The 14,161-nt window shown below is 38.1% G+C and carries 11 protein-coding genes; 10 read left to right on the forward strand and 1 reads right to left on the reverse strand.

Translation table 11 applies throughout. From position 1 onward, the window contains the following. Window positions 1-176: 176 nt before the first annotated feature. From GM920_RS02260 to uxuA, 7 genes are all read left to right on the forward strand, one after another. Window positions 177-1,529 (forward strand): Gfo/Idh/MocA family protein, encoded by a 1,353-nt coding sequence (locus GM920_RS02260; protein ID WP_182953025.1) that lies wholly within the window; start codon window positions 177-179, stop codon window positions 1,527-1,529. 675 nt (window positions 1,530-2,204) lie between these two features. Beyond that, window positions 2,205-2,543: a helix-turn-helix domain-containing protein gene (locus tag GM920_RS02265; protein ID WP_062548871.1), complete on the forward strand. Its 339-nt coding sequence runs from the start codon at window positions 2,205-2,207 to the stop codon at window positions 2,541-2,543. Window positions 2,544-2,724: 181 nt separating this feature from the next. Continuing rightward, the gene (locus tag GM920_RS02270) at window positions 2,725-4,749 is read left to right on the forward strand and encodes an LTA synthase family protein (protein WP_182953027.1); all 2,025 of its coding nucleotides are present in this window, start codon (window positions 2,725-2,727) and stop codon (window positions 4,747-4,749) included. Between the two features lie 39 nt (window positions 4,750-4,788). Next, window positions 4,789-5,466: a response regulator transcription factor gene (locus GM920_RS02275; protein WP_182953029.1), complete on the forward strand. Its 678-nt coding sequence runs from the start codon at window positions 4,789-4,791 to the stop codon at window positions 5,464-5,466. Next, on the forward strand, window positions 5,463-6,716 hold the full coding sequence (locus GM920_RS02280; RefSeq protein ID WP_182953031.1) for a sensor histidine kinase: 1,254 nt from the start codon (window positions 5,463-5,465) through the stop codon (window positions 6,714-6,716). The genes GM920_RS02275 and GM920_RS02280 overlap by 4 nt, the downstream gene beginning before the upstream one ends. Before the next feature lie 164 nt (window positions 6,717-6,880). Then, entirely contained in the window at window positions 6,881-7,702 is an 822-nt protein-coding gene (locus GM920_RS02285) for an SDR family oxidoreductase (protein WP_182953033.1), read from the forward strand. Window positions 7,703-7,705: 3 nt separating this feature from the next. Continuing rightward, complete coding sequence (gene uxuA / locus GM920_RS02290; protein WP_182953035.1) at window positions 7,706-8,881, forward strand: mannonate dehydratase; 1,176 nt, start codon at window positions 7,706-7,708, stop codon at window positions 8,879-8,881. 4 nt (window positions 8,882-8,885) lie between these two features. Here uxuA and GM920_RS02295 read toward each other — a convergent pair whose 3' ends face one another. Next, entirely contained in the window at window positions 8,886-9,932 is a 1,047-nt protein-coding gene (locus GM920_RS02295; RefSeq protein WP_182953036.1) for a LacI family DNA-binding transcriptional regulator, read from the reverse strand. A gap of 167 nt (window positions 9,933-10,099) precedes the next feature. Between GM920_RS02295 and GM920_RS02300 the strand changes: the two genes are divergently transcribed. The 3 genes from GM920_RS02300 to GM920_RS02310 all read left to right on the forward strand — a co-directional run bounded on the left by GM920_RS02300 (window position 10,100) and on the right by GM920_RS02310 (window position 14,150). Beyond that, the gene (locus GM920_RS02300; RefSeq protein WP_182953038.1) at window positions 10,100-11,218 is read left to right on the forward strand and encodes a glycoside hydrolase family 18 protein; all 1,119 of its coding nucleotides are present in this window, start codon (window positions 10,100-10,102) and stop codon (window positions 11,216-11,218) included. A gap of 118 nt (window positions 11,219-11,336) precedes the next feature. Next, window positions 11,337-12,014, forward strand: a complete 678-nt coding sequence (locus GM920_RS02305; RefSeq protein WP_182953040.1) for a hypothetical protein — start codon at window positions 11,337-11,339, stop codon at window positions 12,012-12,014. Between the two features lie 51 nt (window positions 12,015-12,065). After that, window positions 12,066-14,150 (forward strand): hypothetical protein, encoded by a 2,085-nt coding sequence (locus GM920_RS02310; protein ID WP_182953042.1) that lies wholly within the window; start codon window positions 12,066-12,068, stop codon window positions 14,148-14,150. Window positions 14,151-14,161 lie beyond the last annotated feature (11 nt).

Below are 14,161 nucleotides of genomic sequence, written 5' to 3' on the forward strand. Positions count from 1 at the left end.
TGGGTATCTTATTTATAAGGTATAAAAAATCCAAATATCAAACGTTTGCGTGTAGTTTTTGAAGCTTAATCTGCGAGGGTTTTGGATATAGTCTATACCTTGTAATCGATAAATCGCGTGTGGTATGCCATAAAAGCGATACTTTTGAACCGAACATATATAATGAACTGAATATTATGAATAGAAGACAATTTGTTAGAAATAGCGGCATCACTGCCGCGGCTATAACGGTTTTACCTGAGCAATCAATTTTTGCGAGCACCAAGGGTGAAAAGATTAAGGTAGCAATGATTGGAGTGGGAATGAGAGGCCAAAATCACCTTGATCTTTTATTAAAGAGAGATGATGTAGATTTAGTTGCGATCTGTGATGTAGATGACGTTATGTTAAATTCTGCAAAAGCACTGATTGCAAAATCAGGTAAAGCGATGCCTAAGATTTATACTGGTGATGAAAATGCCTGGAAGAAACTTTTGGAAACAAAAGGACTAAAAGCTGTTGTGATTTCTACGCCATGGGAATTACACAAGCCAATGATCATTAAATCTATGGAAGCTGGTATTAAATATGTAGCTACTGAAGTCATGTTAGGTATTACCCTTCAGGACCACTGGGATGTAGTACAAGCGGCAGAAAAACACAATGCTCATGTGATGATGTTAGAAAACGTTTGTTACAGAAGAGATGTTTTAGCTGCTTTAAATATGGTACGTCAAGGGGTGTTTGGTGAAATCATGCATTTACAAGGTGGATACCAACATGACCTTAGAGAGGTTAAATTTAACGATGGTAAAAAACCATATGGTGGTGGTGTAGAGTTTAATGAGAAAGGTTTCTCTGAAGCAAAATGGAGAACCAATCATTCGGTACACCGTAATGGTGACTTATACCCAACACACGGTATTGGTCCGGTTGCTCATTGTATCAACATCAACAGAGGTAATAAATTCCTAAAACTGAACTCTTTTGCAACTAAATCAAGAGGTCTACATAATTATATTGTGGAGAAAGGTGGCGAGAACCATCCAAATGCAAAAGTAAACTTCCGTTTAGGAGATATCGTGACAACTACAATTGACTGTGCAAACGGTGAGACGATCATCCTGCAACATGATACTAACCTTCCTAGACCATATTCTATTGGTTTCAGAGTTCAGGGAACTAAAGGTCTGTGGATGGATGTTAACAAGAGCGTATATGTAGAAGGTGTAAGCAAGCCTCACCAATGGGATCCTGCTGCAGCCTGGTTAGATAAATATGATCACCCACTTTGGAAAAAATATGGTAATGATGCCCAAGGTGCCGGACATGGTGGTATGGACTTCTTCGTAATTCATGCTTTCATTGAAGCAGCAAAAAGAAACGAGCCTACCCCAATGGATGTTTATGATGCAGCAGCATGGAGCGCAATTACGCCATTAAGTGAGCAGTCTATAGAATTAGGAAATGAAACTGTTGATTTCCCTGATTTTACCAGTGGAAGCTGGATGACCAGAAAACCAATTTTCGCATTAAACGACGATTATTAATCTTATTGAATTTTAGCAGTCCTTTTGGGGGATTTTGAAGCTGAATTAATTTAGTCTCAAAATTCTCCGGAATTGCTAAACCCTCAATCTTCATATTTTCATAAAAGGAGCAGTGTTATTTTTCATATCTGCTCCTTTTTTTTGACAAAAAAAAGCAAGGAAAACGATTTTCTTAACGTTAACTTAACATTGGAAACGCATCTTTGTATATGTTTTTAACCATTCTTGCTTTAACGTTTTTGTTGTTCGCTTTGATCGCAGCTTTTAAAATGGAGTCTTTTTTACAAGGATTTCTATTCATTGTGGCTTTAGCTGTCGTTGCTGGGGTATTTTATTTATTTATTCTTTTTCCCGGCTTATCAGGCTTGGCAGTAGCATTAATGTTGGGTGCTTTTATCTTTAGACAGACTAAAAAGTAAACCGCCTTATCTTGCTAATGAGCAGTGATTTACCTGGCTGTTGCCAAGTGTTTTTCCGATGTTTTTTTGCCCTTTAAAGCGTAAAAAAACATCGGAAAACTAACCTCTTTTATGTGGGTTTTTTACTAATATTTTTAGTATCGAAAAGCGGTTTCAATTATTAATTTCAAAATTTTGTAATAATATGATAATATTATATTTAATATTTCTTAAATTTATTTCAATTAGGGGTTATTAAAAAATAATAATATTCATTATGAAAACATTAGGGGAGAAATTTAGAATTTTACGTCAAAAAAAAGGGGTCAACCAAAAAGCGATGGCCGATCTGTTGGATATCTCAATTCCAGCATACTCAAAATTGGAAACCAGTATTACTGATCCGAACTTTAGCCGCATCAATCAGATCGCTGAAGTACACGGATTGAGCTTAAGAGAGTTTCTTGATGTTGGGGAAGAAGGTGTAAGTGAACACATCCAGATTATCGAACAATTGAAAGAGAAAATCAGTCAATTGGAGAGTTCTGTGATCCGTTTGCAAAGTAAACTGATTGATTTATATGATAAAGAAGATCAGCGCAATAAAAATGCTTAATCTTTAGAGAGTCTGTAAGCTTCGGTGTCTTTATTTTCTTTTTAAATCGCTGATTATTAGTCATTTGTTTTGGTTAATGTTGGTCTTTTCTGGGGGAGGTTAAAGACACTGATACTTCCTGTTTTATCTTCAGTTTTACTACAGAATAAGGGCATATCTTTGACTATACTTTATAGTTTTTATGAGCCTTTCCTTTCTGTTTAAATCAAGGTACAGTGTGCTTTTTTCTTATGTAGCAACCTTTATTGCCGGGTCGTTCCTGATTCGTCTTGGATTGATGGTTGCTACATTAGAAAAAACAAATTTTACTGTTCTTTCTATCCTTCGTATCCTGGGTCAGGGTTTAGTCTACGACTTTGGGGTGGCCATGTTTCTGGTGTTGTTCTACGCCCTTTATTTATGCTTTTTGCCTCAACGTTGGATCAAATCCTGGTTTAATGTTTTTCTTAGCTATTCGGTTTTATTTTTAATGACTGTGATTGCCATGTTCTCATTTTTTGCAGAACTTACTTTTTGGCAAGAATTTGAAAGTCGCTTTAATTTTATCGCCGTAGATTATCTGGTTTATACGTACGAGGTGATCCACAATATCAATGAATCTTATCCTTTACCGTTGTTAATTGGTGGGGTGGTATTGATTAGTCTATTGTTGTTGTTTGGTTTTGTTAAATTGGGTGCATTTAAAATTCATTTTCAGTCAGATACTTCTTTTAAAAAGAGAGGGGTTATATCTTCGATGATTTTGCTAACCTGCCTTTTTTACGGTTTTTTTGTTCCCAATTCCTGGGCGGAAGAAGGGGCAAATCGTTACCACAATGAGCTGGCGAAAGCAGGAATTTATTCGATATTTTCTGCTTTTAAGAACAATGAGCTGAATTATAATCATTTCTATAAAATGTTAGATGAACCGGAAGCATATCGCATCATCAGGTCATCACTTCAGGAAAATAACAGTCTTTTCCTGGCGCCTGGGGCGAGTATAAAAAGAGAAATTAGTGGAAATGGAACGCCATATAAGCCGAATGTCATCATGATTACGGTGGAGAGTTTAAGCGCTGATTTTATGGCGCATTTTGGGAATAAGGAAGGCCTAACACCAATTCTCGATTCTTTAGCGGATACGAATTTATTGTTTACCAATATGTATTCCACTGGAACTAGAACGGTAAGAGGGATGGAAGCACTTTCATTGGCAATTCCACCAACTCCCGGCAGTAGCATTGTGAGACGCCCGAATAATGACAGTTTAACTACTATAGGGAATATTTTTGAAAAAGCAGGATATCATCGGAGCTTCTACTATGGTGGGGATGGTTATTTTGACAATATGAATCAGTATTTTGGGAGTAATGGTTATGACATTATTGACCGTGGCAGAAAGGTGATGGCCGGGGATAATTACTTAACCAAGCGAACCATCATTACCGATGATCAAGTGCATTTTGAAAATGCCTGGGGTATTAGCGATGAGGACTTGTACTCCGCAGTGATTAATGGCTCTGATCGCCAGTTTAAAGAAGGAAAACCATTTTATAGCTTCGTGATGACCACTTCAAATCATCGTCCATTTACCTATCCAAGTGGAGAAATTGATATTCCTTCAGGGACAGGTAGAAATGGAGCGTTGAGGTATACAGATTATGCCATTGGGAAATTTCTGCGCGTAGCGAGCACTAAACCCTGGTTCAAAAATACTGTTGTGATTATTGTAGCTGACCACTGTGCAAGTAGTGCTGGAACGAATGAAATCGACATCAGTAAATATCATATACCTTGTATCGTGCTGAATTTACCCGTTGATAAACTGAAAAGCCAGAAGCTCAAAGGAAGCGCAAACTTGCTTGGAAAAATGGATTTATCAGCGGCAAAGGGTAATGAAATTACTCCTTTATGTTCTCAAATAGATCTTTATCCGACATTATTTAATTTAATGGGCTGGAGTTATGAAAGTAATATCTTCGGAAAAGATGTATTAGATAAATCTTACGTGCCAAGAACGTTTTTGGGAACTTATCAAAAGTTGGCTTATCTTAAAAAGGACAGCTTAGTAATTTTAAGCCCTCAGCAAAAGGTAGAAACCTACCGATATAACCAACAGAAAAACGAGCAGATTCCAAAAAACTTCTCTGGAAATGTGGTAAAAGAAGCCATTGCAAATTATCAGACTGCTTATGATCTTTTTAAGAACGGCGGACTTCATCAATAATAATTATTAACTTAAAAGCCATCTAGCATACCTTATTTAATGAAATTACTATTAATTGAAGATGAGCAGTCGCTCCGTGAAAGTATCCTTACTTATTTTAGTGCAGAAGGAAATATCTGTGAACTGGCTGTAGATTTTCAATCTGCAATGGAGAAGATTAGCCTTTACCAATATGACTGCATTTTATTAGACCTAACTTTACCTGGTGGAGAAGGGATGGAAATTCTACGTGCACTAAAGAAATTGAATAAGAAAGATGGGGTATTGATCATCTCTGCCAGACATTCGCTGGATGATAAAGTGGATGGTTTAAATCTAGGGGCTGATGATTATCTGGTGAAACCTTTCCATTTATCCGAACTACAGGCACGTGTGACCGCCATTGTGCGTAGGAAAAGTTTTGATGGCAATAGTACCATTATTTTTAATGAAATTAGTATTGATACCATCGCTATGAAAGTGACGGTAAAAGACCGGATGCTGAACTTAACCAAAAAGGAGTTTGATTTGCTGGTGTATTTTACAGCTAATCAGCGCAAGGTCGTGACCAAGAATGCTATAGCTGAGCATTTGTGGGGGGATGAAATTGATTTGTCGGATGATTTTGATTTTATTTATACGCACATTAAGAATCTACGGAAAAAACTGGTTGAAGCAGGGTGCAAAGATTATATCAAGTCTATGTATGGTGTGGGCTATAAGTTTGAGAACATATGAAACTCTCCAGTCGGTATAATCGGGTAAATATATTGGTGTCACTCTTGGTTTTATTATCTACCGGAGTAATTTATTATGTGGTTATCCATTTTATTTTGACGGAGAAACTGGATCGGGATCTTCGAATTGAAGAAGAGGAAATCCGAGCCTATGCAGAAAAGTACCATAAGCTCCCCTTGGCCGGAGATTTTCACGATCAAAAGGTGAGTTACCGGTTGGTGAATCCATCAGATACAACGGGTAGGAGTTTTGGGAATAGTGTTTATCTGAATGAAAAAGAACATGAAAAAGAGCCCGGAAGAAGTCTGACGACGTTTATGAAAGTGAACGATCAGGTCTTTGAGGTGAGTGTGACTAAATCTAGGCTGGAAGCAGAAGACCTGGTACGCATTATTTTTCTGATCAGTTTGCTGATTATCATCTTATTGTTACTGACACTTTTTCTGGTGAATAGGTTTTTGTTAAACAGCTTATGGAAGCCATTTTATCATATCCTGGATCAAATGAAAGCTTTTAACCTGACTGGTAGAAATGAGGTGAAAGTGGAGCAAAGTAAGATTGATGAGTTTGTAGAATTGAATCAGGCTGTATTGTTAATGTCGCAGCGTGTAAAAGAAGATTATAAGGAATTGAAATCTTTTACAGATAATGCGGCTCATGAGATGATGACGCCACTCGCAGTGATCAATTCTAAATTAGATACCTTGCTGCAAACAGAAGGGTTTAGTGACCAACAAGGAGAGTTGATAGAAGATATTTATATGGCAGTCGGGAGACTCTCTCGATTAAATCATTCTTTGTTATTATTGGCGAAGATCGAAAACAATATGATCAAGAATGAAGAACCAATTCATTTAAAACCATTGATCGAACAGAAGTTGAGACAGTTTCAGGAGTTATTGCAGTCTGCGGAGATTATGGTCTCCACACAGTTGACTGATAAGGAAGTGTTGATGAGTAAGTATCTTGCTGATATTCTGTTTAACAATTTGATTAGTAACGCTATCCGTCACAACGTCAAACCTGGCCATATAGAGGTCATCCTGAACGCCAGTCAATTGGTTTTCAAGAATACCGGAATAACAATGGCTTTAGATGGAGCCAGAACTTTTGAACGCTTCAATAAAACAGCCTCTTCTGATGGGCTGGGGCTGGGCCTGGCCATCTCCCGGCAAATTTGCAACCTTTATGGTTTTAGCATGACTTATGCCTATGGAGCTGGTCAACATACTTTCACCATTAGTTTTTAAGTTTTCTTTTTTACGTGCCACATTTTTATTCGTATTCCCGAACTAATTGCTCTGGTTGCCTAAAAACGCAATCGTTATCGTAAATATTTAAAGATATTCGGCGGCATTCAATGTTTAATTTCCTTAACATTGATTCTAGTATTTAACCTATATAATCATAAAGTATGAAGGGCAAAGATCTGTTTTCATTAGAAAATAAGGTGATTGTAATTACCGGTGCAACCGGTGTTTTGGGCGAGTCATTTGCGTTAGCTGTGGCTGCTGCAGGGGCGAAAGTTGCTATTTTAGGTAGAAATGAAGAAAAAGCAAACGAGCGCGTGAAAGCGATCACCATAAATGGTGGGGAAGCCATGGCGGTCATCACCGATGTATTGGATGAAAAAGCATTGATTTCCGCAAGAACACAAATTCTTAATGCATGGGGCACGATAGATGGATTGGTAAATGCTGCAGGTGGTAATATTCCTGGTGCAACGATTGGGCCCGATCAAAACATATTTGATACCAATATTGCAGATACACAGAAAGCAGTAGAATTGAATCTTTTTGGTACGGTATTACCTACACATGTATTTGGTAGGGTGATCGCGGAAAAGGGAAAAGGCTCTATTGTTAATATCTCCTCTTTAGCGGCACAACGCCCTTTGACCAGAGTTTTAGGTTATACCTTGGGGAAAAATGCAATAGAAGGGTATACAAAATGGATGGCAGTTGAGCTGGCACAACGTTATGGCGACCGTGTTAGGGTGAATGCACTTGCGCCAGGGGTGTTTCTGACGGAGCAGAATCGTTCCTTACTCACCAATCCTGATGGTTCCTATACAGATCGTGCTCAGCGCTTTGTAAATCATACTCCTTTTGGTAGATTAGGGAATCCGGAAGAATTGAACGGAACCTTGATCTATTTATTGAGTGATGCTTCTGCCTTTGTAAATGGAGAGACTATATTAGTAGATGGTGGATTTAATGCCTATAGCGGCGTATAAAAAATGGATAAAAATAATCATAAATTATTGCAAACTTGGCGCTGGTATGGGCCATCAGATCCGGTAAGCTTATCGGATGTAAAACAAGCAGGAGCCACGGGAATCGTTACCGCTTTACACCACATTCCTCATGGAGCAGTATGGCCGGTAGCCGATATTCTGGAAAGAAAATCAATTATTGAAGCTTCAGGCTTACATTGGGCCGTAGTGGAGAGTGTACCTGTTCATGAGGCGATAAAAACAAGACGTAAAGATGCAGATGTATACCTTGCTAATTACAACGAGACCCTGAGAAATCTGGCTTCTTGTGGGATTAAAACAGTGTGCTACAATTTTATGCCGGTGTTAGACTGGACGCGCACACAGTTGGACCTGACCATGACGGATGGTTCAAAAGCGCTTTATTTTAACTGGACAGACCTTGCTGTATTTGACCTCTTTATTTTGAAAAGGGAAGGTGCTGCAGGAGATTATCCAGAAAAAATTAGAGAAAGAGCTACGTTAAGGCATTCTGAAATGACTGCATCAGCATTAGAATTATTGAGGATTAATGTCTTGATGGGCATCCCTAATGAGAAAGAAATTGAGCTGGAGGCTTTGCAGAATAGCATTGACGAGTATAAAGAGATTGGTACAGAGGGATTGAAAGAAAATCTGATCTGGTTTTTAAAGGGGATTTCGGAAGTATGTGAGTCGGAAGGAATCAAAATGACCATTCATCCAGATGATCCACCATATCCAATTCTTGGTTTACCACGTATTGCGAGCACGAAAGAAGACCTGGTATATATTATTGATAGTGTAAATTTGGACTTCAATGGGATTTGTTTTTGTACCGGTTCTTTGGGGGCAGGACTAAACAACAATCTGCCAGAGATCTTTGAAGCAGTAAAATCGAGAGTTCATTTCCTACACTTGAGGAATGTGACCAAAGATGAGGAAGGTAATTTCTTTGAAGCAGACCATCTTGGCGGGGATGTAAATATGTATGAAGTAATGAAGGCAATTGTGGCAGAGAATGCTTTAAGAGCATTGCCAATTCCTTTTCGCCCTGACCATGGTCACCAGATGTTGGATGATTTGGCCAGACACACGAATCCCGGTTATTCTGCCATTGGCCGCTTACGTGGACTAGCAGAATTACGCGGATTGGAACTCGGAATTACTGGGAACTATTAGTTTTTCAGTTGGAAGTGGGTACTGTTTGAGTAGAGGCACGAACCAGAATTTGTGTCTCCAGTTTGATGGTTTCAAAATCTACTTCTTTATGTTTCTGTTCTATCAAGGATATTAATTTTTCGGCAGCAAGCTGTCCGATTTCAAAGGCTGGCTGGTGTATAGTACTCAACGAAGGGTTCATTGCATCGGCCAGTTCTGTATTGGTGAATCCAATCAAAGCCAAGTCTTTAGGGATATGGTAACCGAGTTTATTTAACAAAGAAAGGCATCTGGTCGTAATCTGATCGGTAGCCGTAAAAATGGCATCTGGCGGTTCTGGTAGCGACATGTAATATTGAATTGCCTCTTCAAGATCCTCATTTAGTTTATGAGAATCGGTATAATCGCAGGAACGAAGATAGGTTGGATTAAATGATATCATTTGATCTGATAGCGCTTGTTTGTAGCCATTTAATCTATCCGTAGATATGCTGAGTTTGGTGTTGGTATTGAGGTGTGCAATTCTTTTATAACCGTTATTTATGAGGTGCATGGTGGCATCATACGCACCTTTAAAGTTATCCGCGCCTACTTTATGCGTGTCAATCTGGTCGGTTAGGCGGTCGAATAATACCATCGGAAGACCTGATTCCTGTAGGTTTTTAAGGTAACTAAAGTCGGTAGTTTCACAAGCTGGAGAAATGAGTAGGCCGTCTATTCCACCAGAATAAAGCAGGTCGATACAGGCTATTTCCTGTTTTTGGGATTCCTTGCTTTGCATAATGATGATTTGATACGATTTGTCTGTACTAACCTTATCGATCCCATCTAGCATTTGCGCCACAAAGTTATTGTCTAAGGAACACACCACCACACCAATTGATCTGCTTTTTCCTTGCTTTAGGCCTTTGGCCATCCGATTTGGAACATAATGGTGTTCGGTTGCATAAGCAATCACCTTTTTTTTAGTTTCTTCCCCAATTTCATAGCTGTCATTTAAAGCCTTAGAAATGGTGGAAGTTGAGAGGTTCAGGGCCCTTGCAATATCCCTCAATGTGATACTGTTGTTCATACCAATTTATATATAAAGGCTAAAATGCGATTATTAGAGGAGATAAGGGAATCTTTTTTTATTTATCCGCAAGACGGTGATTCTTTTCCGCTGGATTATTTTGACCATTCTATTTTTCCCCTGATCTTTAATATCTTTATAATAAGAAATCATTTAATTGTATTCAAATGAAAAAAGCGCTCGGTTTATTCTTATTGGTTTTGTTTTTCGGTTCTATGAAAATTGAATATCAAAAAACTGATCCTGGAAAGGTGGTGATCGGTTATGTTGGTGGATTTAGGGGTTTGGTGAATACGGATGGAATCTCTCCTGAAAAGTTAACCCATATCAATTATGCTTTTGTGGATGTTCAGGGAAACCGTGCTTTTTTGACCAATGAAAAAACGGATACGGTAAATTTCAGAAAGCTGTTATTGTTAAAAAGGAAAAACCCTTCGCTTAAAATTCTTATTTCCATTGGCGGATGGGCCTGGAGTAAGAACTTTTCAGATGCGGTATTGACGGATACTTCCAGAGCTGAATTTGCCTCGAGTGCAGTAAATATCATAAGAAAATACCGATTGGATGGGGTAGATATAGATTGGGAATATCCAGGAAGGCCAGGAGAGGTTGGCAATGTTTATCGACCTGAAGATAAGCGCAATTTCACGTTAATGTTTGCAGCACTCAGAAAAGAACTGGACATCCTGGAAAGGGAAACTAATCAAAAGAAATTATTGACCACCGCTGTGGGGGGATTTTCAGATTTCTTATTGCATACTGAAATGGATCAGGCAGCAAAGTATCTGGACTATGTGAACCTGATGACTTATGATTACTATTCTGGTAAAATAGCTGGTCATCATACTAATTTATATCCTTCCAAGCTTTACCAATCGGATAATTCCGCAGACAAAGCAATTAAAGCTTTTGTTGATGCAGGCGTTCCTATTTCGAAATTGGTGATGGGCATTGCGTTTTATGGCAGAAATAGCAAGGTAGCGGAGGGAAGTGCTACAGGATTGGGCGCGACTTATATTAAAGGAGAATTTGGAAGTGGGTATACAAAGATCAAAGACAGTCTGACCAATAAGAAGGGCTTTGTTGCTTATAAGGATAATGATGCCAAGGCATCTTATCTGTACAATTCAGATACTCAAACCTTAATTACTTATGACGATGAATGGTCAGTACGGGAAAAATGTAACTATGTGAATGCGCATCGTATGGCTGGTGTCATGTTTTGGGAATATGCCTCAGACCCAAAAGAGTACCTTTTAAATGAAGTACTCAAATCATTTAAATGATTGGCTTATTCTGTGATTTTTTAGTGTTTGACCAGCTCATTCCTCGTCAATAGACCGGATTGTTCCCAGTAAATTATATCTTTGGGAAATTATATATTTAATTATGCTTGCTGGAGATATGTTAAAGAGAAAGGCGCGATACTTTTTATTAATACTCGTTTTATGTGTTTTTTCCTCCTGTTTTCAGATTATTGAAGAGATAAATGTGGCGAATAATGGCTCAGGCACCGTTAACTTGACTGTGAATCTAAGTGCCAGCAAAACTAAGGTAGCTTCTTTGATGCTTTTGGATAGCGTAAATGGTTATAAAGTTCCCAGTAAACAGACCATTCAGAAAGAAATGGAAGAGGCTGTGGTTTATTTGAGATCCGCTCCAGGAATTAGCAATGTGAAAAAGACATTAGATTTTGAGAATTACATAGCCACCATAAGCTTTGCTTTTAAAAACATAGCTAATATCAATAACGTCAATCAAAACGTGTTGAAGAAGATGAAAATTAAAGCGATCAACAATTCTTCTTATAGTTTTAATCCCGAAACTGGCATTTTTCAACGCCGTTATACCCATACAAAAGAAGCCTTAATCGAGTATAATAAGTTGAAACCGGAAGTTAAAAACGTGTTCAAAGAAGCCAGTTACACGAGTATCTATCGCTTTGAAAAACCAGTTGAAAGCAGCGTAAACCCACTAGCTAAAGTGTCAAAGACAAAAAAAGCAGTGATGTTAAATGTAGGGATAATGGGTCTAATCAATGGAAAAACCAATATCACCAATCAAATCAGCCTGGCTAAATAATGATTTGACTTATCTTACATCTACTATCTATTAAAAACACCTATACAAAACATGAATTACTATTTTAAATCTGCAATTGCCGGATCTTTCTTATTGGGTTCGATTGCAGTAAATGCGCAAGACCTTTCCCGTAAAATCCCTGCTGATGCACTTGCTGTAGCTACACTCAGAGGAGGAAACTTAACCGAATTAATGTCTGTAAGTGAATTTAACCAGAGTTTTCTTGGAAAAAAAATGTTGGAAGGACTTGCTAAAGATCATATAGCTGATTTTCCAGGCATGGAAGACTTCGGTTTTAACCTGTCTTCGGATTTCTTTTATTACAATCAAAGTAGCGACAGTGTAAGTTATAACTGTTTCTTATTACCTGTTAAGGACGCGGCGAAAATAGATCTTTTCTTTTCAAAACGCGGGAAGATATTTACTGTTAAAGATCAGGTAAGATCTTATTTCAATGTAGATTCTACGGAAGCTGTTCACTGGAATGCTGAGATGTTATTGTCTGTAATTCCTATTGAAAAATCTGCTTATTTCAAGCGCCCTGAAGTGCGTGAACGCCTTGGTTTATCTACTGAGGAAGAGAGCAACCTGTATGCTCCGGAAAATGCCAATGATGCAGTGATGGCAGACTCTGCCGCTGTGGATGTAACAGAGGCTATGGAAGTTGTTGATGAACAAGAAGAACTTGTAGTTGCAAAACCGGTTAAACAAAAAAAATCAACTGCTGTTAAGCATAGATCAAAAAAAACGAAGCTGAAAGGAAAGAAATCAGCAGGAAAAAACAGTAAGAAGAAAGTAGGAAAAAAGAACCTGACAAAAAAGAAAGTAGCCCTACCGAAAGAAGAAACCGCCGAAATGGAAGTGTCAACTTCGGAGGAAGCACCTGCAACTTTTGAATCAGATATGTCTTCAGACACCGTGGTTGTAGATACGGCTTATGCTGATAACAATGATAATTCAAATAGTCCTTTCTTCAGCGATTTGAGAATAAAAAGGGCAATAATGGCAAAATGGACAGCAAAAATGAGTGCTGATTTTTTTGCGGGTAAAAACCAAGGCTCTATTCTAAATAATGCAGACTTTAATAAAAGCGTTGATCATAAAGCTGAAGCGACGATCTGGATTTCTGGATTGGAAAAGTTAACAAGTGCTTATTTACCTTTAGATTACTTCAAAGGGGTTAATTTCATGGGCGGTTATGGTGCGGCTAATGCCAAGCTTTTCCTGGAAGACCAATCCATCCGTATGAGTTCAGCGATGACTTTTAGTGAAGATATGGGTAACGTGCTGAGAAAAGTTCACAAAAGAAAGCTGAATAAGAAATTCATGAAATATGTAAATGAGGATCAAATGATCGGTTACATGGCTTATGCGATGGATACAAAAGCCTATTTACAGGAATATCCTAAACTGATTTCTAAAATTTACGGCTCAGTTTATTCAGATGAAATAGGCATGGCCACTGATTTATTTTCTTTGCTATTAGATGAGGAAGCGATTGGAAAAGTGATTAAAGGAGACGGAATATTTGTATTCAACGGCTTATCACAAAAAGAGGTTGCTTATAAATCTTATGATTATAATGAGGACAACTTTGAGACGAAAGAGGTGATGAAAACAAAGAAAGAAACTTTGCCAGACTTTCTGATGATGATTTCTACTGAGGATACCCGTTTGATGGACAAATTGATCGCCTATGGAGTTAAGAAAGAACTGCTAAAGAATCACAATAACTACTATGAGGTTTCTATTCCTAAAAGTCCGATGGCACTTTATTTTACCATTAAAGATGGGGTGATCTTTTTGACTACTAATGGACAAGAGATACAGCAGATTGTGAACAATACTTTTACCGCAAAATTGAGTGCTAAACACAAGAAGGCGCTATTGGGAAATAATTATGCGGCTTATTTTAGTCCTAAAAAATTGTCTGGTAAAATACCAGCAGAAACATTGGGTAGATTAACGCAAGTGGAAAAAACCAATAAAACGCTAAGCGCATTGGGTGATATTTATATCCGATCTTTCCCTATGAAAGGCAATACGTTTGCTGCTGAGATTAGTATGGACATTCCTAGGGGTCAAAAAAATGCATTGAAATACTTGATGTCTATCACAGAGGATCTTCAAAAGTAATCGCATTCTAA

It is taken from the genome of Pedobacter gandavensis, assembly GCF_014172405.1.
Lineage (GTDB): Bacteria > Bacteroidota > Bacteroidia > Sphingobacteriales > Sphingobacteriaceae > Pedobacter > Pedobacter gandavensis.